General features: G+C 70.5%; 24 protein-coding genes. 12 read left to right on the top strand and 12 right to left on the bottom strand.

Annotated elements, in window-relative coordinates; translation table 11 throughout:
• Positions 1-160 precede the first annotated feature (160 nt).
• The 6 genes from ACIA8X_RS26215 to ACIA8X_RS26190 all read right to left on the bottom strand — a co-directional run bounded on the left by ACIA8X_RS26215 (position 161) and on the right by ACIA8X_RS26190 (position 4,852).
• Positions 161-952: an ABC transporter ATP-binding protein gene (locus ACIA8X_RS26215; protein WP_399459221.1), complete on the bottom strand. Its 792-nt coding sequence runs from the start codon at positions 950-952 to the stop codon at positions 161-163.
• Entirely contained in the window at positions 949-1,794 is an 846-nt protein-coding gene (locus ACIA8X_RS26210) for an ABC transporter permease (protein ID WP_399459220.1), read from the bottom strand. The genes ACIA8X_RS26215 and ACIA8X_RS26210 overlap by 4 nt, the downstream gene beginning before the upstream one ends.
• The gene (locus tag ACIA8X_RS26205) at positions 1,791-3,155 is read right to left on the bottom strand and encodes an ABC transporter substrate-binding protein (protein ID WP_399459219.1); all 1,365 of its coding nucleotides are present in this window, start codon (positions 3,153-3,155) and stop codon (positions 1,791-1,793) included. The genes ACIA8X_RS26210 and ACIA8X_RS26205 overlap by 4 nt, the downstream gene beginning before the upstream one ends.
• Before the next feature lie 14 nt (positions 3,156-3,169).
• Positions 3,170-3,397, bottom strand: a complete 228-nt coding sequence (locus ACIA8X_RS26200) for a ferredoxin family protein (protein ID WP_031480193.1) — start codon at positions 3,395-3,397, stop codon at positions 3,170-3,172.
• A gap of 97 nt (positions 3,398-3,494) precedes the next feature.
• Positions 3,495-4,265, bottom strand: coding sequence for a GntR family transcriptional regulator (locus ACIA8X_RS26195; RefSeq protein ID WP_393443432.1), 771 nt, complete (start codon positions 4,263-4,265; stop codon positions 3,495-3,497).
• A gap of 140 nt (positions 4,266-4,405) precedes the next feature.
• The gene (locus ACIA8X_RS26190) at positions 4,406-4,852 is read right to left on the bottom strand and encodes a MarR family winged helix-turn-helix transcriptional regulator (RefSeq protein WP_393443434.1); all 447 of its coding nucleotides are present in this window, start codon (positions 4,850-4,852) and stop codon (positions 4,406-4,408) included.
• A gap of 180 nt (positions 4,853-5,032) precedes the next feature.
• Here ACIA8X_RS26190 and ACIA8X_RS26185 point away from each other — a divergent pair, with 180 nt between their 5' ends.
• From ACIA8X_RS26185 to urtE, 6 genes are all read left to right on the top strand, one after another.
• Positions 5,033-6,145, top strand: a complete 1,113-nt coding sequence (locus ACIA8X_RS26185; protein ID WP_393443436.1) for a substrate-binding domain-containing protein — start codon at positions 5,033-5,035, stop codon at positions 6,143-6,145.
• A gap of 267 nt (positions 6,146-6,412) precedes the next feature.
• A complete protein-coding gene (gene urtA / locus ACIA8X_RS26180; RefSeq protein WP_393443438.1) occupies positions 6,413-7,669 on the top strand; it encodes an urea ABC transporter substrate-binding protein in 1,257 nt (418 codons plus the stop codon).
• A 75-nt stretch (positions 7,670-7,744) separates the two neighbouring features.
• The gene (gene urtB, locus ACIA8X_RS26175) at positions 7,745-8,641 is read left to right on the top strand and encodes an urea ABC transporter permease subunit UrtB (RefSeq protein WP_393443440.1); all 897 of its coding nucleotides are present in this window, start codon (positions 7,745-7,747) and stop codon (positions 8,639-8,641) included.
• 32 nt (positions 8,642-8,673) lie between these two features.
• Positions 8,674-9,762: an urea ABC transporter permease subunit UrtC gene (gene urtC / locus ACIA8X_RS26170; protein ID WP_393443442.1), complete on the top strand. Its 1,089-nt coding sequence runs from the start codon at positions 8,674-8,676 to the stop codon at positions 9,760-9,762.
• Complete coding sequence (gene urtD, locus ACIA8X_RS26165; RefSeq protein ID WP_393443444.1) at positions 9,759-10,523, top strand: urea ABC transporter ATP-binding protein UrtD; 765 nt, start codon at positions 9,759-9,761, stop codon at positions 10,521-10,523. The genes urtC and urtD overlap by 4 nt, the downstream gene beginning before the upstream one ends.
• On the top strand, positions 10,523-11,215 hold the full coding sequence (urtE, locus tag ACIA8X_RS26160; RefSeq protein WP_393443446.1) for an urea ABC transporter ATP-binding subunit UrtE: 693 nt from the start codon (positions 10,523-10,525) through the stop codon (positions 11,213-11,215). Before urtD ends, urtE begins: the two co-directional genes overlap by 1 nt.
• On the opposite strand, the gene ACIA8X_RS26155 is transcribed toward urtE, so the two are convergent.
• A complete protein-coding gene (locus tag ACIA8X_RS26155) occupies positions 11,205-12,395 on the bottom strand; it encodes an RNA polymerase sigma factor (protein WP_399459218.1) in 1,191 nt (396 codons plus the stop codon). The genes urtE and ACIA8X_RS26155 overlap by 11 nt on opposite strands.
• Entirely contained in the window at positions 12,395-12,748 is a 354-nt protein-coding gene (locus ACIA8X_RS26150; protein WP_393443450.1) for a YciI family protein, read from the bottom strand. The genes ACIA8X_RS26155 and ACIA8X_RS26150 overlap by 1 nt, the downstream gene beginning before the upstream one ends.
• Before the next feature lie 191 nt (positions 12,749-12,939).
• Here ACIA8X_RS26150 and ACIA8X_RS26145 point away from each other — a divergent pair, with 191 nt between their 5' ends.
• Entirely contained in the window at positions 12,940-13,380 is a 441-nt protein-coding gene (locus tag ACIA8X_RS26145) for an SPW repeat protein (protein ID WP_399459217.1), read from the top strand.
• A gap of 96 nt (positions 13,381-13,476) precedes the next feature.
• Here ACIA8X_RS26145 and ACIA8X_RS26140 read toward each other — a convergent pair whose 3' ends face one another.
• Positions 13,477-14,244, bottom strand: a complete 768-nt coding sequence (locus ACIA8X_RS26140) for an ArsR/SmtB family transcription factor (protein WP_393444354.1) — start codon at positions 14,242-14,244, stop codon at positions 13,477-13,479.
• A 199-nt stretch (positions 14,245-14,443) separates the two neighbouring features.
• On the opposite strand from ACIA8X_RS26140, the gene ACIA8X_RS26135 reads away from it, so the two are divergent.
• The 3 genes from ACIA8X_RS26135 to ACIA8X_RS26125 all read left to right on the top strand — a co-directional run bounded on the left by ACIA8X_RS26135 (position 14,444) and on the right by ACIA8X_RS26125 (position 15,991).
• Complete coding sequence (locus ACIA8X_RS26135) at positions 14,444-15,079, top strand: hypothetical protein (protein ID WP_393443454.1); 636 nt, start codon at positions 14,444-14,446, stop codon at positions 15,077-15,079.
• A 23-nt stretch (positions 15,080-15,102) separates the two neighbouring features.
• A complete protein-coding gene (locus tag ACIA8X_RS26130) occupies positions 15,103-15,657 on the top strand; it encodes a hypothetical protein (protein ID WP_393443456.1) in 555 nt (184 codons plus the stop codon).
• Between the two features lie 70 nt (positions 15,658-15,727).
• Positions 15,728-15,991 carry a GlsB/YeaQ/YmgE family stress response membrane protein gene (locus tag ACIA8X_RS26125; RefSeq protein WP_393443458.1) on the top strand — a complete coding sequence of 88 codons (264 nt, stop codon included), beginning with the start codon at positions 15,728-15,730 and terminating at the stop codon, positions 15,989-15,991.
• A 112-nt stretch (positions 15,992-16,103) separates the two neighbouring features.
• Here the strand turns inward: ACIA8X_RS26125 and ACIA8X_RS26120 are convergent, their stop codons facing one another.
• Genes ACIA8X_RS26120 through ACIA8X_RS26110 form a run of 3 tightly spaced genes read right to left on the bottom strand, consistent with a single transcriptional unit; the run spans position 16,104 to position 18,312 of the window.
• The gene (locus ACIA8X_RS26120) at positions 16,104-17,048 is read right to left on the bottom strand and encodes an NAD-dependent epimerase/dehydratase family protein (RefSeq protein ID WP_399459216.1); all 945 of its coding nucleotides are present in this window, start codon (positions 17,046-17,048) and stop codon (positions 16,104-16,106) included.
• Between the two features lie 57 nt (positions 17,049-17,105).
• A complete protein-coding gene (locus tag ACIA8X_RS26115) occupies positions 17,106-17,882 on the bottom strand; it encodes a GNAT family N-acetyltransferase (RefSeq protein ID WP_393443462.1) in 777 nt (258 codons plus the stop codon).
• A 40-nt stretch (positions 17,883-17,922) separates the two neighbouring features.
• On the bottom strand, positions 17,923-18,312 hold the full coding sequence (locus ACIA8X_RS26110; protein WP_393443464.1) for a MerR family transcriptional regulator: 390 nt from the start codon (positions 18,310-18,312) through the stop codon (positions 17,923-17,925).
• Positions 18,313-18,395: 83 nt separating this feature from the next.
• Between ACIA8X_RS26110 and ACIA8X_RS26105 the strand changes: the two genes are divergently transcribed.
• Both ACIA8X_RS26105 and ACIA8X_RS26100 read left to right on the top strand, forming a co-directional pair.
• Positions 18,396-19,595: an MFS transporter gene (locus tag ACIA8X_RS26105; RefSeq protein WP_393443466.1), complete on the top strand. Its 1,200-nt coding sequence runs from the start codon at positions 18,396-18,398 to the stop codon at positions 19,593-19,595.
• Positions 19,596-19,638: 43 nt separating this feature from the next.
• Positions 19,639-20,124: a nucleoside deaminase gene (locus tag ACIA8X_RS26100; RefSeq protein ID WP_393443468.1), complete on the top strand. Its 486-nt coding sequence runs from the start codon at positions 19,639-19,641 to the stop codon at positions 20,122-20,124.
• The last annotated feature ends 192 nt before the right edge of the window (positions 20,125-20,316 follow it).

The raw sequence follows: 20,316 nt of genomic DNA, 5'->3' as shown, positions 1-20,316 counted from the left end.
ACGCTCAGGACGTGCTGGGGTCGAAAGCGCGCGGAACCTGTGCGGGACCCGGACGCCCAGGACGTACGAGGCCGGCACATGCGGAACGTGCGCAGGGCCGGGACGCTCAGGACGTACGGGGCCGACACACGCGGAGACGTGCGCAGCGCGCCGGGAACGCTCAGGACGTGCGAGGGCTGAGGGACTCCAGGATGTCGTGGCGCAGTGCCACGGTCGCGGGGTCGTCGCGGGCGCCGCGGTCGCGGGGGCGTGGCACGGTCCGGATCCCTGCGAGGCGGCCCGCGCCGAGCAGCGCGACACGGTCGCCGAGGAACAAGGCCTCGTCCACGTCATGGGTGACGAAGACGACGGTGGCGCCGGTCCCCTGCAACACCTCCACCAGCAACTGCTGCATACCGGCCCGGGTCTGGGCGTCCAGGGCGCCGAACGGCTCGTCCATGAGCACGGCGCGCGGCTGCCCGGCGAGCGCCCGGGCGAGCTGGACCCGCTGGCGCTGTCCGCCGGAGAGGCGGTGCGGCAACTGCCGTTCCAGACCGGCCAGTCCGACGCGGACCAGCCACTGCTCGGCCCGTTGCCCGCGCTCGGCGCGGCCCACTCCCCTGATGGCCAGCGGCAGTTCGACGTTGGCCCGCGCCGTGCGCCACGGCAGCAGGGCGTCCTCCTGGAAGACCAGCGCCCGGTCGGCGCCGGGTCCCGTGACGGTCCGCCCGTCCTGGGCGACCTGTCCGGCGAGCGCGGGCAGCAGCCCCGCCAGGGTCCGCAGCAGGGTCGACTTCCCGCACCCGGACGGGCCGACGACGGTCAGGATTTCGCCGGGGGCGGCTTCGAGGTCCACCCCGCGCAGCACGACCGCACCCGGGCGGCCGAGTTCGGCGCCAGTGACGCCGAGCCGTGCCCCGGCGGCGGGGAGGTCGGTCCGCGGGGCGGTGACGGTGTTGGTTTCCGTACTCATGAGGTGGCCTTCCCTTCGCGCCTCGGCAGCCAGTGCGTCAGCCTGCGTCCCAGGAGTTCCACCACGGTGGAGGTCAGCCAGCCGAGGAGGCCGATGCTCACGATGCCGGTGAACACGCCCGGGTAGTCGATGACGGTGTAGTCCTGCCAGGTGCGGTAGCCGACCCCGTACTCGCCGGAGATCATCTCCGCGGAGATCACACAGATCCACGAGACGCCGATCCCCACCGAAAGACCTCCGAAGATCCCCGGCAGCGCGCCGGGCAGCACCACGGAGGCGAGCACCCGCCATCGTCCGCCGCCCATGGTGAGCACCGCCTCCTCCCACACCGGCGCCAGCGCGCGCACCGCGTGCCGGGTGGCGACCAGCACCGGGAAGAAGGCGGCGGTGAAGGTGATGAAGACGATGCCCTGCTCGTTGCTGGGGAAGAGCAGGATCGCCACGGGCACGAGCGCGATCGCCGGGATGGGCCGCAGTACCTCCAGCACCGGACCGAGCAGGTCCGCGGCCCAGCGGGAGCGGCCGACGGCCACGCCCGCGGCGACGCCGAGCACCGCCGCGAGCAGAAAGCCGGCGACGATCCTGCGCAGGCTGTCGGTCACGTCCTGCCAGTAGGCGGCGGTGCCGAGCCGCTCACCGAACTCCCGGGCCACGTCGGTGACGGACGGGAACTGGTCGAAACGCAGCCACAGTTGGACGTCCAGCGTGGTGAGCAGCTGCCACAGCCCGAGCGCCGCGACCAGGGACAGGACGCGTACGACGGGCCGGAGACGGCCGGTGCGTCGAGGGGTCGGTGTGTGCCCCGCGGACGCCTTCTTCGGCGGGGCGGTCACCGCGGTCATGAAGCCTGCTCCAGCGCGGTGGCGTAGGAGACGGTACGGGAGCCGGGGTGCGCCTGGGTGTAGGCGCCGGCGCCGGACGCGGTGACGAAGGGCTTCAGCTCCTTGCCGTCCTGGACCCAGACGGCCTTGTCCGCGTACCAGCGGGTGCCGGTGGTGGCGTCCGGTACGTAGGCGGCGCGCACCTTGTCATCGTTCCCGGCGGCTACGAACTTGAGCAGCGCGGCCGGCGAGTCGAAGGGGCGGGTGCTGTCCTCGCCCTTGAGCCACACCTCGCTGCGGGAGGCGGCGGGGGCGGAGGCGAGCCGTTCGGCGTACTCCTTGCCGTACACGCGCTTGATCGGGCTGTCGTCGACGAAGGAGTCGACGTCCACGTCGCCGACGAGTTTCGCCGACTTCAGCACCGACACGTCCTTCTTCAGCGCGGAGACGAGCTGCGGCTTGACGGCGGGGTCGAAGGTGGCGATGCCGCCGCTGCCGTTGTAGAGGTAGACGACCTCCGGGGGCAGCCCGGTGGCCTTCGCGACCTTCTCGGCGGCCTGCACGGGGCGGTCGTTCAGGTAGTTCGTCGCCTCGATCTGCGCGGCGAGGAAGGCGTCGAGCACCTTCGGGCGCTGCTCGGCGAAGTCCTCGCGGACCGTCACCCCGTGGAAGGTGGGCAGGTTCAGTTCGGCACCGTCGTACAGGGCCTTCGCCTTGTTCTGGAAGACGAGCAGTCCGGGCCAGGCCACGAACTGCGACAGGGCGTCGGCGCTGCCCGCCTGAAGCGCCGAAGCACCCACCGCCGGCTGCTGGTTGAGCTTGCGGATGTCCTTCTCCGCGTCGACCCCGGCGCGCTGCAACGCCCTGACGAGGGTCCCGTCGGCCGCCGAGCCGACGCTGGTGGACACCTTCTTGCCCTTCAGGTCCTTCAGCGAGCCGAGCTTCGAGTCCGGCGCCGTCACCACGGTGTTGAGGGCGCCGCGCAGGTTGTAGCCGGTGACCGATACGAGCCGCGTGGGGCGGTTCAACTGCTTGCCGCGGGCCGCGTTGAGGAGCAGCGGGAAGTCGCCCATCGACCCGATGTCGATCTTCCCCGCGGTCATCTGTGCCGTGATGGGCGCGCCCGTGGCGTAGTCCTGCCAGTCGACCTTGTAGGAGATGCCGTCCCGCTTGCCCTGCGCGGCGAGTTCGCGCTCGAAGTAGCCGAGGGAGCGCAGCAGGGTGCCGGCGGTGACGGTGTTGATGGTCTTCGACTGATAACCGACGGTGATGGTGACGTGCTTGGAGTCGTCCGCCGAGGCGCCGCCGCCGCAGCCGGTGACGAGGGTGCTGACCAGGGCGGCCGCGAGCAGGACGGCCGGGGTCGTGCGTTTGTGTTTCATCGGGAGTGGGCCTTTCACCGCAGCAGGTAGGGCATGTTGACCGTGACGGCCCCGGTGGGGCAGCGGGCGGCGCAAGGGCCGCAGTACCAGCACTCGTCGACGTGCATGTACGCCTTGCCGCTGTCGGGGTTGATCGCCAGGGAGTCCAGCGGACACATGTCGACACAGAGCGTGCAGCCGTCGATGCACTTCGACTCGTCGACGGTCACGGGCACGTCGGCCCGCTGGGGCACCAAGGGCATGGCTGTCTCCAGTGAGGTACTGCGAGGGGTGAAAGAACGCTGCGGGGGATGAAGGAAACGCTGCGCGGATCGCGGGTGTCGAGCGGAGCGCGGGTGGTCAGACGGAGCGGCGCAGCAGCCCGCTCATCGCGATCCGGTCCCCGCGGAACCGGATGAACTCCAGGTCCACGGGCCTGCCGTCGCACAGGTGGGTGAGGCGCTCCAGCATCAGTACGGCGGTGCCGCGCGGTGCCTGGAGCACGGTGGCGGAGTGCGCGTCGGCGTTGACGGCCTCCAGGGTGATCTCCGCGTGCCCGAGCGGCTGCCCGGTGATCTGCTCCAGCAGCCGGAAGACGTCAGTGTTCTCCAGGTCGGCGCCGATCAGCTCGCCGCCGATGTCCAGGGGAAGGTAGGTGAGGTCGAGGGAGAGCGGCAGCCCGTTCAGCCTGCGCAGGCGCTCGATGTAGAGCACGTCGGTGCCGGTGGGCAGGCGCAGCCGCTCGGCCACGGGTGCGGGCGCGGCGACGGGACCCATGGTGCGTACCTCGTTGGTGACCCGGCCGTGTTCCCGCAGGGTCTCCGCGAGTCCCATCAGCCGGTCGAGGCCGTGCGAGTACTTCTCGGCGACGACGACTGTGCCGACGCCGGGCATGCGCTCGACGAGCTGCTCGGCGCGCAGCAGGTCCAGTGCGTGCCGGACGGTGTTGCGTGACACCTGGTAGTCGGCGGCGAGGACATCCTCGTGGGGCAGCGCGCCCCCGGGAAATCCCCCGGTCAGGACCAGGTGCCGCAGCAGGTCCGCGAGCTGCCGCGCCCGGTCCGCACGCAGCCGACGGCGGCGGGCGGCGGCGAGCGGCGCGGTGTGCTCGCGGGTTCGTTCAGGTGGCATGCGGCGACCATACCGACGGTTTCCGGTCAGTGGTGTTTCTGAATCATTGCGCCACCTGAGTCCCCTTTAGCACGCCGCTGACCTGCGGTTCTCGTGAAGGCCGGCACAGTTTCGCCACTATGCGCCCAGTACGGCCGGGATCAGCCGGCGGTCTCGGCCGCCGTCTGCTCCAGCGTGCCGACCAGTCGCTCCAGCAGACCACGCAGCAGATGGTCGTCGCCCTCGCTGAGCACCGGCAGGCCTGCCCGCACCTCGCGGCTGATCCGCCGCCAGTACGTCTCGCCGCGTGGGGTGAGGTGGGCGCGTATGCGGCGGCGGTCGAGGGGGTCGACCCGGCGGTACACGAGGTTCTGGTCGACGAGGTGGTCGACCAGCTTGGTCAGGGTCGCCGGGGGCAGGAAGGCCGCTTCGGCCACCGCCGTCATGTAGTGGCCCTCGCCGTCGGAGAGCAGGGAGAGCACCCGCCAGGCGTCGAGCGAGCAGCCGTCCTCGTCGAGGACGCTCTGCAGCCGGCGCGCGGCCAGGCGCTCTGCGCGCGTCAACAACTGCAGCAGGTCCTGGGGCTGACGCGGAGGTGGGGTAGGCATCCTGCTCCTCGGTCCCGGGGTTCGGTCATCGTACAAGTGCGGCTTCGCCAAAGGATCGTCCACGAGTCACCGACGGATCGTCGACGTGCCACCAGAGCAGCGTCGATGTCCACCACTTCCCCACCGCCCAGCCCCCGAGACGCACTGGAGTTCACCGTACGGACCCGGAATCATGACCGCATGTTCCGGCTCGACCCCCATCCGCTCGACTGGTTCACCGTCGACGACTCCGTGCTCAGCGTCGCCCTCGTGTTCCCGATGCAGGGCGCCGCGGGCATCTTCGGGCCGACCTGCGAGCTGTGCGCGCAGCTCGCCGCGCAGGAGGTCAACCACGCGGGCGGTGTGCTCGGCAAGGAGCTGCGGCTGCTGCCGGTGGACGGCGGCGCCGAGCCCGGCGAGATCGCCGACCGGGTCGAGGCGTTGGTGGACCTGGGCGTCGTGCAGGGCGTCACCGGCTGGCACATCTCCTCCGTACGCCAGACACTCGCGCCGCGCATCGCGCACCGGGTGCCGTATGTGTACACCGCGCTGTACGAGGGCGGGGAGCACACCACCGGCGTCTACCTGACCAGTGAGACACCCGACGCCCAGCTGCGGCCGGCGATGCGGCTGCTGGCGGGCGAGCGCAAGGTGCGCCGGTGGTTCGTCGTCGGCAACGACTACGTCTGGCCGCGGCGCACGGCGCGGGCGGCGTGCGCGTATGCGCGCGAGTCCGGGGGCGCGGTCCGCGGGCAGGCGTATCTGCCGCTCGGCACCCATGACTTCGACGCCGTGCTGCGCAGGATCGAGCAGTCGGAGGCGGACGGCGTCCTGATGCTCCTGGTCGGCAACGACGCCGTCCGCTTCAACCGGGCGTTCGCCGCGGCCGGCCTCGACCAGCGCTGCCTGCGCCTGAGCACGCTCATGGACGAGAACATGCTGATGGCCAGCGGCCCCACGGCGACCGCAGGCCTGTACAGCACGGCCGGGTTCTTCGCCTCACTCGCCAACCAGGACACGCTCGACTTCCACGGCCAGTACGCCGGGCGGTACGGCATCGAGGCACCGGCTCCCGGCAGTCTCGGCGAATCGTGTTACGAGGGCGTGCTGTTGCTCGCCGCCCTCATCGCCCGGGCCAGGACGCTGGACGTGACGGCCATCGGCGCGTCGGCCGAGTCGGTGTCCTACGAAGGACCGCGCGGGCTGCTGCGGCTGAGGGACAGCCATGTCAGGCAGCGCATCTACCTCGCCGAGGCGGACGGCGTGGACTTCGACGTGCTCACCCAACTCGACCTCGACGCCGCTCGCCCTTGACATGCCTGCACCACACCCAGATACTTCCTGCAGGAAGTAACTAGAATGCCTCGGGCGAAGTGTGAATTCCGGTGCGGAATTCAACCCGGGGTTTTTTTGTTTCCCGTTTATTTCCTTGCGGAGAGCCGGAAGATACAGCCGGGTAAGTAACCCGAAACGTTGTGGAAACAGGCCGACTTGAGGCTGTGGACCGCACTTCAGGGACCCTGAAGGGCTGCTGATTCCTTCCTTTTCAGGTGTCCTCGTCATGGGGACAAGGAGGTTCAATTGTCCAGCCTTCCCCCGCTCCATCGGCGCCGCTTCCTGGCCGGCACGGCCGCGCTCGCAGCCGTCGTCGCCCTCTCGGCGTGCGGCGCGAAGACCGACGCGGCCGGCTCGTCCGACAAGGCCGCGAAGATCGACGTCAGTGGTGACTCGGTCAAGGTCGGCCTGCTCAACTCGCTGTCCGGCACCATGGCGATCAGCGAGGTGACCGTACGCAACTCGCTGATGCTCGCGATCGACGAGATCAACGCCTCCGGCGGCGTGCTCGGCAAGAAGATCAAGCCGATCAGCGAGGACGGCGCCTCCGACTGGCCCACGTTCGCCGAGAAGGCGACCAAGCTCATCAAGGAGGACGGGGTCGCGGCCACCTTCGGCTGCTGGACCTCCGCGAGCCGCAAGGCCGTCAAGCCGGTGTTCGAGAAGAACAAGTCGCTGCTCTTCTACCCGGTGCAGTACGAGGGCCTGGAGGAGTCGCCGTACATCTTCTACACGGGCGCGACCACCAACCAGCAGATCGTGCCCGCCCTCGACTACCTCAAGAGCAAGGGCCTCAAGAAGCTCTACCTGGTCGGCAGCGACTACGTCTTCCCGCGCACCGCCAACAAGGAGATCAGGGCGTACGCCAAGGCCAACGGCATGACGATCCTCGGTGAGGACTACGCGCCGCTGGGGTCCACGGAGTTCAGCACGATCGCCAACAAGGTGAAGGCGTCCAAGGCGGACGCGGTGTTCAACACTCTCAACGGCGACTCGAACGTGGCCTTCTTCAAGGAGTACAAGTCGGCGGGCCTGACCGCGAAGAGCATGCCGGTCGTCTCGGTGTCGATCGCCGAGGAGGAGGTCAAGTCGATCGGTACGCAGTACCTGGAGGGCCAGCTGACGGCCTGGAACTACTACCAGACCACCGAGGGCGCGGCGAACGAGAAGTTCGTGAAGGCGTACAAGGCCAAGTACGGCGAGGACAAGCCGACCAGTGACCCGATGGAGGCGGCGTACGTCTCCGTCTATCTCTGGAAGGAGATGGTCGAGAAGGCGAAGTCCTTCGACCCGGAGAAGGTGAAGGCCGCCTCGGACGGCATCACCTTCGACGCGCCCGAGGGCAAGGTCACGATCGACGGTGCCTCGCAGCACATCTACAAGACGGCCCGGATCGGCAAGGTCGGCTCCGACGGTCTGATCGAGCAGGTGTGGGACTCCGGCAAGCCCATCAAGCCGGACCCGTACCTCAAGGGCTACTCCTGGGCCTCCGGCCTGTCCTGACCCGACCGATCGCCTTGTGGGGGCCCGGCACAAGTCCGCCGGGTCCCCGCTCCCCCGCCTCCCCGGAGCCGCCGTATGACCGTGATCCTCGGTCAGACCTTCACCGGCATCAGCATCGGTGCCGTTCTGCTGCTCATCGCGCTCGGTCTCTCGCTCACCTTCGGCCAGATGAACGTCATCAACATGGCCCACGGCGAGTTCATCATGGCCGGCGCCTACACGACGTATGTCCTGCAGAAGTCGATTTCCAGCGCCGGAATTTCGCTGCTCGTCGCTCTTCCCGTCGCTTTTCTCGTCTCGGGTGCTCTCGGCGCACTTCTCGAATGGCTGCTGATACGACGCCTGTATCTGCGGCCCCTTGACACGCTTCTCGTCACCTGGGGTGTCTCGCTGATGCTCCAGCAGCTCGCCCGGGACATCTTCGGCGCGCCGAACGTACAGACCCGCGCGCCCGACGTGCTCACCGGGAACATCAGGCTGATCGGCGGCGACGACCCGCTCACCGTGGCCAACAGCCGCCTGTTCATCCTCGGGTTGGCGGTCGCGGCGGTCGTCGCGCTCTCGCTGACGCTGCGGCTGACGCCGCTGGGCCGCCGTATCCGGGCCGTGGTGCAGAACCGGGACCTCGCGGAGGTGTCCGGTATCTCGACCTCGACCGTGGACCGTACGGCCTTCTTCATCGGCTCGGGGCTCGCGGGTGTGGCCGGGGTCGCGCTGACGCTGGTCGGTCCGATCGGGCCGACGATGGGCACCAACGTGATCATCGACGCCTTCCTGGTGATCGTGGTCGGCGGCATCGGACAGCTCAAGGGCACGGTGATCGTCGCCTTCGTGCTGGGCGTGCTGCAGTCGGTGCTGGAGTACTCCACCACCGTCAGCGTCGCCAAGGTGCTGGTGCTCGTCGGCATCGTCGCGTTCCTCCAGTGGAAGCCCCAGGGGCTGTACACGCTGCGTACGAGGAGTCTCGTGTGAACCCGCTCAGTCGTAGGAACCAGCTCAGTCGTATGAACCCGTTCAAGGGCCCGTCGGCCCGGGCCGCGGCCGGATTCGCGGGGTCGGCCGTCCTGCTGTTCGCCCTCGCGCCGCTGGTCCTGTCCGACTTCCGGCTGGGCCTGCTCGCCAAGTACCTGTGTGTCGCGATGGTCGCGGTCGGCATCTGCCTGGCCTGGGGCCGCGGCGGTCTGCTGACGCTCGGCCAGGGTGTGTTCTTCGGCCTCGGCGGCTACGCGATGGCGATGCACCTGAAGATCGCCGACGCCGGCCCCGGCAACCTGCCCGACTTCATGCAGCTGTACGGCACCGCCACCGAACTCCCCTGGTGGTGGCAGCCGTTCGCGAATCCGCTCTTCGCCCTCGCGGCGACCGTGCTGCTCCCGATGGCCGTGGCCGCCCTGCTCGGCTCGTTCATCTTCCGGCGCCGGGTCAAGGGCGCGTACTTCGCGATCCTCAGCCAGGCGCTCGCCGCCGCGTTCGCCATCTGGCTGATCGGCCAGCAGGCCACGACCGGCGGCACCAACGGACTCACCGACATCCAGGGCTTCTTCGGTTACGCCCTCGACGACCCGGTGAACCAGCGGATGGTGTACTTCGTCATCGCCGCGGCCCTGCTGCTGCTCATCGCCGTCGCCCGCCAGCTCATCCAGAGCCGCTACGGCGAACTCCTCGTGGCGGTACGGGACTCGGAGGAGCGGGTGCGCTTCCTCGGCTACGACCCTGCCAACGTCAAGCTCGTCGCGTACGTCGTCGCTGCCGGCATGGCGGGCCTCGCGGGCGCCCTGTTCGTGCCGGCGGTCGGCATCATCTCGCCCGCGCTGATCGGCATCGTGCCGTCGATCGAGTTCGTGATCGGCGCGGCGGTGGGCGGCCGGGCCAGCCTGGTCGGGGCGGTGCTCGGCGCGGTCGCGGTGGCCTGGGCGAAGACGGCACTGTCGGAGGAGTTCCCGGCGGCCTGGACGTACTTCCAGGGCCTGCTGTTCATCGTCGCGCTCGCCTTCCTGCCCGGCGGTCTCGCCTCGCTGGCGGGGATGGTACGGCGGCGCCGAGCGGCCACGGAGAAGAAGGCGGCCGTCATCCCCGTAGGAGAAGCAGCATGAGCGGCCTTGAGATACGCCAACTGCGGGTGTCCTTCGACGGGTTCACCGCAGTCGACGGAGTGGACCTCGACGTCAGCCCGGGCGATCTGCGATTCCTCATCGGTCCCAACGGCGCGGGCAAGACGACCCTCGTCGACGCGGTCACCGGTCTGGCGAAGGCGACGGGCTCGGTGCGGTTCGGCGGCGAGGAACTGCTCGGGCGGAGCGTGCACAGGATCGCCCGGTCGGGAATCGGCAGGACCTTCCAGACCGCCACCGTCTTCGAGGAGTTGACGGTCCTTCAGAACCTGGACATCGCGGCGGGCGCGGGCCGGAGCATGTGGACCATGCTGCGGCGCCGGAAGGACGTCCCCGAGCCGGTCGCCAGGGCGCTGGAGACGGTCGGGCTCACCGAGCTCGCCGACTCCCCCGCCGGGACGCTCGCGCACGGTCAGAAGCAGTGGCTGGAGATCGGCATGCTGCTGGTGCAGGACGTACGGCTGCTGCTGCTCGACGAGCCGGTGGCCGGCATGAGCCACGACGAGCGCCAGGCCACCGGTGAGCTGCTGCAACACATCAGCGAGGAGCGGACCGTGGTCGTCATCGAGCACGACATGGACTTCATGCGGTCCTTCGCCCGCAGCGTCAGCGTGCTGCACGCCGGCAAGGTGCTCAGCGAGGGCACGGTGGCCGAGGTGCAGGCGGACCCGAAGGTGCAGGAGGTGTACCTCGGGCACACGGCCGCCGAGGTCACCGCCGACGTGGCCGTACAGGAGGCATGATGCTCCAGATCGACGACGTACGCGTCGGCTACCACCGCAGCAGCGTCCTGCACGGCGTGTCCGTCGAGGTGCCGAAGGACGGCGTCGCGGCGGTCCTCGGGCACAACGGCGCGGGCAAGAGCACGCTGCTGCGGGCCGCCGTCGGACTGCTCACGCCGAGCAGCGGGACCATCCGGCTGGACGGCGAGGACATCACCCGCCGCAAGCCGCACGAACGGGTCGCGCGCGGGATGGCGTACGTCCCTCAGGGCCAGCAGTCGTTCCCGCATCTGACGACCGCCGAGAACCTCCAACTGGTCGCGGACGGGCGCCGGCGCGGCAAGGCGTCGGTCGCCGAGGCACTGGACCTGTTCCCGGCGCTGCGGACGCTGTCCAACCGCCGGGCGGGCCTGCTCTCCGGCGGCCAGCGGCAGCAACTCGCCATCGCCCGCGCCCTGGTGACGGAGCCTCGGCTGCTGCTCCTCGACGAGCCGACGGAGGGCATCCAGCCGTCGGTGGTCGCCGAGATCGAGGAGACGATCCTCGCGCTGGCCGCCCGGGGCGGGCTGTCGGTGCTGCTGGTCGAGCAGCATGTCGGGTTCGCGATGCGGGCGGCGCAGCGGTACTACGTCCTGGAGGCGGGGCGGGTGACGTCGTCCGGCGAGGGCGGTGCGGAGGCCGAGGGGGCGGTGCGGGAGGCGCTCAGCGTGTGAGGGTCCGCATGCGCCGCTGCAGGAAGGCGCGTTCCGCCGGGCTCCGGGTGAGCGCGACGGCCGCCTCGTAGGCCCGCAGCGCCTCCGCGTCCCGCCCGAGCCGGCGCAGGAGGTCGGCGCGGACGGCATGGAAGACGTGGTAGCCGTCGAGGTCCAGGGCGTCCACGAGGTCGAGGGCGTGGCGCGGGCCCTCGACCTCGGCGACGGCGACCGCCCGGTTCAGGGCCACCACGGGGCTGGGGGCGAGGGCCATGAGCTGGTCGTACAGCCGCAGGATCTGCCCCCAGTCCGTGGCCTCGGCAGAGGGCGCGTCGCTGTGCACGGCCTGAAGGGCGGCCTGGATCTGGTACGGCCCCGGCCGGTTCCGGCGCAGGCAGCGCCGTACTAGAGCCTGCCCCTCCCCGATGAGGTCGCGGTCCCAGCGGTCCCGGTCCTGCTCGGGCAGCGGCACGAGCGCCCCGTCGGCGTCCTGACGCGCGGGCCGGCGGGACTCGACGAGGAGCATCAGGGCCAGCAGTCCCGTGACCTCGGGCTCGTCCGGCATCAGCTCGGCCAGCACTCGGCCCAGGCGCACGGCTTCCGCGCAGAGGTCGGGCGAGCCGCCGTATCCCTCGTTGTAGATCAGGTAGACGACGGCCAGGACCCCGTTCAGCCGGTCCGGCAGGTCGGCGTCGCGCGGCACCCGGTACGGGATCCCGGCGTTGCGGATCTTCGCCTTGGCCCGCACCAGCCGCTGCGCCATGGTCGGCTCGGGGACCAGGAAGGCGCGGGCGATCTGGGCGGTGGTGAGCCCGCCGAGGAGCCGCAGGGTGAGGGCGACCCGCGCCTGGACGGCGAGGGCGGGGTGGCAGCACGTGAAGATGAGCCGGAGCCGTTCGTCGCGCACGGGGCCCTCCTCGGGCAGTGGGCCGGGGGCGTGCAGCAGGGTCGCCTGGGCGTGGCGTTCGTCGCGCTTGGACTCGCGGCGCAGGCGGTCGATCGCCCTGTTGCGGGCAGTGGTGATGATCCACCCGGCCGGGCTCGGCGGCACACCGGTCTCCGGCCAGCTCCGCAGCGCCGTGGTGAAGGCGTCCTGGACCGCTTCCTCGGCGAGATCGATGTCGCCGAGGAAGCGGACGAGGACGGCGACCGCCCGGCCGTACTCCGCGCGGAAGACGTCCTCGACGTCCGTGGCCGCCATCAGTCCTCGGCTTCGCCCATGAACGGCCGCACCTCGATCGGCAGGGTGGTCGCAAGGGCCAGCCTGCGGCCCCACTCCAGAGCCGCGTCCAGGTCGGGCGCCTTGATCAGGCTGATGCCGCCGAGCATCTCCTTGCCCTCGGCGTACGGCCCGTCGGTGACCAGGACGTCGCCGTCCCGGGGCCGCAGCACGGTGGAGGACTCCGGGCCGTGCAGTCCCCCGGCGAACACCCAGGCGTCCGCCTCCCGCAGCTCCCGGTTGAGGGCGTCGAGGTTCTTCTCGATCTCGCCGAGGACCTCCGGGCCGGGCGGGTCCCCGACGGGCTGCATCACGTTGAGCAGGTAGTACTTCATGACGGCCTCCTGGACCCTCGTCGCGTTCTCTCACCACCTACACGAACGGCCCGCCCCCGGATCGACACCCTCACCATGATCTCGCACAGCTCTACACATAAAGAAAAAATAAGCGCAGAATGTTGCCTAGGAGGCGTTAACCGCATACCGCACCAGACGCGGTCAGGCCTGCGAGTCAAAGGAGACGAGTCATGGCCAACGTGCAGCCCACCAGAGGTGACATAACCGCCCACCCTGATGTTTCCGAAATGCGGGAACGCTACGACCGCATGCTCGGCGGTCGCGACGTGGCGCTCGTGGACGGACCGGTGTTCCTGCTCGGTCTGTACTGCGCGGTGTCCCCCTGGATCCTCCACTACACGACCAGCCAGCCCGTGCTCGTGACCCACAACCTGATCATGGGCATCGCGATCGGCCTGCTGGCCCTCGGGTTCACCCGGGCCCCGGAGCGCATGTACGGCCTCAGCTGGGCCTTCTGTGCGATGGGCGCATGGATGATCATCGCCCCGTGGATCGTCGGCGACAGCCCGGACGCGGGCGTCATCGTGAACAACATCATCATCGGCGCGCTGGCCTTGATGCTGGGGCTGGTGTGCGCCGGCACGGCCGCGAAGAGCACAACCAGGCCGTAGCGGCACGCCGCCGTACAGGCACACCCGAGAGGAACCGTCCCGGCCGGTCCGCACCCGCGGGCCGGCCTTCTCGCGCCCCTCTCACCGCCGCCCCGTTCAGCGGGTCGGCATCAGCCACGGCTCCTGAGGCAGGACGTGGCCGGTCTCCAGGAGCGACTTGAGGTTGGACAGCACGGCCGGCCAGCCGGTCGACACATCGGCGCGCGCACTCTCGTCCGGCAGGTCCTCGTGGGTCACGGTGAGCCGGACGATCTCGGCGTGCTGCTGGATGTCGAAGGTGACCCTGGAGTACTTGTCCTCCTGCCCCTCCTCGTCCGGCGCCACCCAGGTGGTGACCAGGCGGCTCGGGCGCTCGCTCTCCACGACGGTGCCGACCACGTCGGCGATGCCCGATCCGTCCGTACGGACGTGTTCCCAGCGGGAACCCCGCCGCCAGTCCGAGACGTTGCTGTGGCCCCAGTAGGCAGCGGTCAGATCGGCGTCGGTGAGCGCGTCCCAGACCTTCTCGGGCGTGCTCTCGATGTAGGTGACGTACACGAATGTGGGCTTGTCGGTCATGGCTTCCTCGGCTCGTCGTTTCACGGCCCCCAGCACCCGCAGACGCGGCTGCTCGAACTTGTCGATCCACCGCTCCTGGATCTCGTGCAGCGGGACCGGATTGAGGTAGTGCAGCTTCTCCCGCCCCCGCCGCACCGTGCTGATCAGGTTGGCGGCCTCCAGCACGGCCAGATGCTGGGTCACCGACTGACGCGCCATGTCGATACGCGCGCACAGCTCTCCCAGCGTCTGCCCGGTGTGCTCGTGCAGCCGGTCCAGTAGCCGTCTGCGCGTGTCGTCGGCCAGCGCCTTGAAGACCTTGTCCATTCCGGGGTCGCTCTCTGATCGCACACTCAAAGTTATGCAGGTAATTACCTGCATGTCAATCAGAGCCACCCGCCCGTTTCGATCCATTTATGCGCAATATGCGATGAATGACTGTTACAAGACGTATGGGGTCCCTTGATGGACGGTCCGTAGCGTCGAACGCGTCGAAACGAACCCCCACCGAAGGAACGACTCACTGATGCGTGCTCCCCGCACCCTGCGCACCGCCCTCGTCGCCACCGGTGTCACCGCCGTGCTGGGCGTCTCGGCCGCAGGCGCCTTCGCCGTGCAGGCACCCGCCACCGCGACCGTCACCCCCGCGGGCCACCCCGCCAAGACCAAGCGCGTCCACGTGAAGACGGTGCAGCTCGCGGACAAGGCCAGCCGGGCGAAGGTGTACCGGACCGGCAAGAACCGCTATGAGGCGGAGATCTGGGCCGAGGGCGCGAAGTACGGAACCCTCTACACCCAGGGCATGCCCACGCACGCCCAGCACAACGGGCTGCACGTCACCCTCCAGCCGAACGGCAGGGTCACGTCCTCGGTCGAGCGGGCCGAGCCGAAGCCCGAGCCGGTCGTCAAGCGCGTCCTGGTGGCCACGCCGACGCTGGCGGACGGCGTGTCGACGGCGAAGGTCTACCGGCTCGCCCTCAACCACTACGAGGCCGAGGTCCTCGCGGACGGCATACGGATCGACACCCTCGTCGCGAACGGCCATGCCGCGTACGGCGAGAACAACGGGCTGCACGTCGCTCTGAAGCCGGACGGCCGGCTGACCTCGTGGGTCCAGGAGACTCCGGCGAAGGCCCCGAACAAATCCAGTCGCCAAGGGTGACCGCAGCCGGGCACGCTGCCCGGATGGATCACACGGATCGCACGGATCACCCGGAAGCACTCCTCATCGGAGGGCGGGCCGGGGTCGGCAAGACGACGGTGGGCTGGGAGGTCTCGGCTCGGCTGCGGGCCGCGCAGGTCGCGCACGCCGTGGTCGACGGCGACTTCATGGGATACGTCCACCCGGCACCGGCCGACGACGCGCACCGGGCCGGCATCACGGAGCGGAACCTGGCCGCCGTGTGGGGGAACTACACCGAACTCGGGTACCGGCGGCTCGTGTACACGAACACCGGCAGCGTGCTCGACGAGACCGCGCCCATGTTCCGCCGGGCCATGGGCAACGGCGTACGGCTCGTACGAGTGCTGCTCACCGCCACCGACGAGACGGCCGGACAGCGGCTGAGCGGGCGCGAACTCGGCTCCGAGTTGGAGCACGAGGTGCGCAACAGCGCCCGCAAGGCACGGCTCCTGGACGAGCGCGTACCCACGGACGTGCTGCGCGTGGCGACCGACGGCCGCTCCGTGATCGACATCGCCGCCGAAGTGGTGGCCGCCACCGGGTGGACCGCCGGCTGAAGCGGAACGGACTGTCCCTCCCTCCAGGGGGAACCCGTGTCCATGCGGGGACAGGAAGAAGAGGGGCGAAATGGAGATCTCGGGCATCATCAGTGCCATTGTCATCGGCATCATCATTGGTGTGCTGGGGCGTCTCGTGATTCCGGGCCGTCAGCGCATCGGAGTCCTGTGGACGATCCTCGTCGGCATCGTGGCCGCGCTGCTCGGTTCGGCGCTCGCGGCCGGCCTCGACGTGGCCGACACCGACGGCGTCGACTGGATCGAGTGGCTCATCCAAATCGGCCTGGCCGCACTGGGCGTGGCCGCCCTGGACCGGACGAAGGCGCGGCGCTGACGTCGTACGCGGACGTGAGACGGACGCGGGGCGCGCAGGCGAATTGATGCGCGCCCCGACATTGCGCGTGTCCCGACCATCTCGCGCGCCCGACGTCATGAGTGCCTGGACGTCATGAGCGCCCCACAGCCGCCTGCATCGCGGCGAGTCCGTCGCGAACCGCCGGGTGCGCCGGCGTCCAGCCCAGTTCCCGCTCCGCCTTCGCCGTCGACACCCGCAGCGAGGTCGACATCACCGTGTGCGCGTACGACATGGGCCGCGTCAGCCACAACGGCACGGTCATCGGCTTCGGCAGCCCGAACTCCTCGGCCACGCACCGGACATGGGCCCCGAACCCCAGCGGAGCGCGGTCGGCGATGTTGTACGCCTGGCCGGGGCGCCCGCGTTCGACTGCGGCGACCATCGCCCGGGCCGCGTCGGTGAGGTCGATCCAGGGCAGGACCCGGCCGTGGTCGGCGGGCACGGGCAGCTGCCGCTTGCGCAGCATGGGCACAAGGGCGTCGGTGCCGCCGGGCCCGTAGAACAGGCCGAAGCGAAGGGCGATGCCCGCCAACCCCTCGGCGCCGAAGGTGAGTTGCTCCTTCACCCGCATCGCCGCGATATGGCGTTCCAGCTCCGGGGAGCGCCCGGGCGGCCCGAAGACGTCCTCCTCGACGATCACCCGGTCACCGTGGTCGCCGTAGCCGTACCCGAAGACCATGGACTCCGCCACCAGGCGCCCGGCGCCGGTGGCCCGCGCGGCCTCGATCAGGTGGGCGGTTCCGTCGATGCGCAGCGCGTTGGTGGCGTGCATGTCGCGGTGGCGCATCGGCGGCTTGCGCAGCGCCGTCGCGGCGTGGATCACCGTGTCGAAGTGCCGGCCGTCGACCGCGCGGAGCAGGGCGTCGCGGTCCAACAGGTCGGCCCGGACGCCGTTGTCCGGCCCACGGCCCAGGCCGGTGACCTTGTGCCCCGCCTCGGTGAGAGCGCGGGAGATGTGCCCACCGAGGACACCGCTGGCGCCCGCGAGGAGGATGCTCTGGCTGGTGCGGCCCGTGTTGCTCGCGTTCGTCGTCATGACCGTGCGACGGATCGGGCGGGTCCGGATGTGACATCCACGGACCGCAGAATCTCGCTACGGCACGTACACGTACGGCGTCGTAGTGGTCAGCGGCGCGAACCCGAGGCGCTCCAGGATCGGGCGGCTGGCGCTCATCGCGTCGACCTGGAGGTACCGGTAGCCGCGCTCCACGGCGGCGCTGGCACGGTGGGCGACCAGGGCACGGTAGATGCCGCGACCGCGCCAGGCCTCGACGGTGCCGCCGCCCCACAGTCCGGCGAACCGGGTGCCGGGCACCAGCTCCATGCGGGCCGCGCTCACCGGTGTGTCCCCGGCCAGCGCGACCACGGCGACCACGGTGTCCGGGTCGGCCGCGAGGCGGGCGAGGAGTTGGTGGCGCATCCGGGAGCTGTCGGTACCGAAGGCCTTCTCGTGCACCTCGGCGACGAGGTCGACGCCCTTGGTGTCGGTCACCGGCAGCACGCGGATGCCCTCCGGCGGCTCGGCGTCCAGGGTCAGAGCGGCGACCTCGCCGATCATCAGGGTCTCTTCGGGCTGGGCCGTGAACCCGGCGTCCCTGAGGCGCTGTCCGAGGTCCACGGGGAGGTCGTGCCCGTAGAGCTTCCACTCGAACTCGTGGCCGAGACCGGTGAAGTGGGCGATCTGCTCGGTGATCGCCGCGTCGGCGCTCGCCGCATCCAGGTCGGACCACACGACGCCGTTCCAGCCGCGCGCCGAGGAGACCTGGCGGACGACGCGCCCGATCCGCTCGACCCGGGCGTCGGGGCTGTCCGGCTGTGCGCCTTCGCGCATGTCCCGGTCGTACAGGGCGAGTATCGAGGCATGATCCATGGGGTCACTCCAGCATCGGGCGGGTCCCAGGGCAACAGCTTTACCGGTCAGCGCCGTCCGCGCCATGTTCGGGCCGCACCGCCGTCAGATAAGCGCTCAACCGGTCGCGGTTGCGGGCCAGACAGTCGATGCGGGCCTGGATGCGGTCGATGTGGGCCTGGAGCAGGGCCGCGGTCTGCGGGGTGAGGTGTTCGGCGGGCAGCAGGATCTCGTCGGGGCCGGAGAGGTAGGGCAGGATCGCGCGGATCATCTCCGTGGTCAGGCCCGAGTCGAGGAGCCCACGGACCTGCTGGACGTCCTGGACGGCCGACTCGGCGTAATCTCGGTAGCCGTTGTCCGTGCGATCCGGGTGGAGCAGGTCCTGTTCCTCGTAGTAGCGCAGCAGCCTGGTGGGGACACCGGTGCGGCGGGAGAGCTCGCCGATCTTCATGCCCGCCTCCTCACCGCCGGCTTCCTCGGGCCTCCGAGGCCACCCTTGCCTTCACACTGATGTGAAGGTTCGACCATGATCGCATGTCCACCGCATCCATGGCCAAGGGCCGAGCCCTGCCCACGTCGCTCCCGTGGTCCGGGCTGCTGGCCCTGTCGGCGGCCGCCTTCACCGCCGTCCTGACCGAACTGCTGCCTGCGGGACTGCTGCCCCGCATGGCACCCGCGTTGGGAGTGTCCGAGGCACAGGTCGGCTTCCTGGTCACGGGGTACGCGGTGGCCTCGTTCGCGGGCGCGATCCCGCTCACCGTCCTGCTGCGCGGACTGCCGCGCCGGCCGGTGCTCATGAGCACCCTGCTGGGCTTCGCGGGCAGCAACGCGGTGGTCGCGCTGTCGTCGACGTACGGCCTGACCTTCACAGCGAGGCTCGTTGCCGGGCTGACGGGCGGCACGCTGTGGGCGATGCTCGTCGGTTACGCGGCGCGGATGGTGCCGGCCGAGCGGCGTGGGCGGGCGATCGCGATCGTGCTCGCCGGGATCACGCTGGCGCTGTCGCTGGGTGTGCCCGCCGGGACCGCGCTCGCCGAGGCACTCGGCTGGCGCACGGCGTTCGGCGCCCTGGCCGGGATCGCGGTGCTGCTGGTGGGCTGGGTGCGGTGGCGGGTGCCGGGATTCCCGGGCGAGCCGCCGGGTGCGCGGCTGCCGCTCGGCCGGGTGGCCCTGCTGCCCGGGATCCCGGCCGTCCTGTCCGTCACGCTGCTCCTGCTGCTGGGCCATCAGGTGATGTACACGTACGTCGCCCCGTTCGCGGCGCATGCCGGGTTCGGGCGTACCGGCCTGGTCCTGCTGGTGTTCGGGGCGGCCACGGTCGCCGGGATCTGGCTGACCGGCGTCCTGGTCGACCGGCGGCCTCGGCCGACCCTGCTGGGCGCGCTCGCCCTCTGCGCAGTGGTCATGCTCGTCCTCGGCGGCTTCGCCGGCCGTCCCGCCGTACTGCTCACCTGCGTGGCCCTGTGGGGCGTGGCCTTCGGCGGGGCGCCGACGCTGATCCAGACCGCGCTGGTCGACGCCTCGGGTCCCGCGCACGCCGATGTCGCGACGTCCCTGCAGACCACGGTCTACAACGCGGGCATCGCGGCGGGCTCGCTCACCGGAGGCATGGCCCTGGAGCACCTGGGCGCCGGTGCCCTGCCCTGGACGTCGCTGCCGCTGATCGCGGGCGCGTTCGTCACGGTGGCGCTCGGCCGCCGGCACGCCTTTCCGGCCGTCCGTCGGCGATCATAGGGAGCGCCGGGGAGGAACCGCGCCGCGAGGAGGGCCGTACGCCATGGTCGTGAAGGAAGCCGAACTGCCGTACCTGCGCCGCTGCGTCGAGCTCGCGGCCGAGGCGCTCGAAGCCGGGGACGAGCCGTTCGGTTCGGTGCTGGTGGGGGCGGACGGCGCGGTGCTCGCCGAGGATCACAACCGGGTGGCCTCGGGCGACCGCACCCGCCACCCCGAGTTCGAGCTGGCACGCTGGTCCGCCGCCCATATGACACCCGAGGAGCGGGCGGTCGCCACCGTCTACACCTCCGGCGAGCACTGCCCGATGTGCGCGGCCGCGCACGCCTGGGTCGGCCTGGGACGCATCGTGTACGTCGCCTCGTCGGAGCAACTGGCCGGTTGGCTGGCCGAGTTGGGGGTGCCCGCCCCGCCGGTACTGAGCCTGCCGGTCCAGGCGGTCGCGCCCGGCGTGACCGTGGAGGGCCCGGTGCCCGAGCTGGCAGAGGCCATCCGCGCGCTGCACTTCCGGTTCCACCGGCAAGCGGGCTGACGGGCGGTTTTCGAGCGCCGTACGGCTCGGACGCCGGCGTTTCGGGGAGGGTCCTGCCGGGGCCGCCAGGGCGCCTGTCCGGTGGATCATGCCGGCCTTTCGCGGGGCCCGGCACACACGGGCCCGGGCCGCCGGGCGCCGGGGGGGCGGACTGCTGGAGGGGGCGGGCCCCCGAAGGGCGCGAGCCGCCGG

Origin of the sequence: Streptomyces sp. NPDC051738 (genome assembly GCF_044453205.1) — a bacterium.
Classification (GTDB): domain Bacteria; phylum Actinomycetota; class Actinomycetes; order Streptomycetales; family Streptomycetaceae; genus Streptomyces.
The sequence above is the reverse complement of the archived record's forward strand: the minus strand, read 5'-3'. Positions and strand labels throughout refer to the sequence as shown.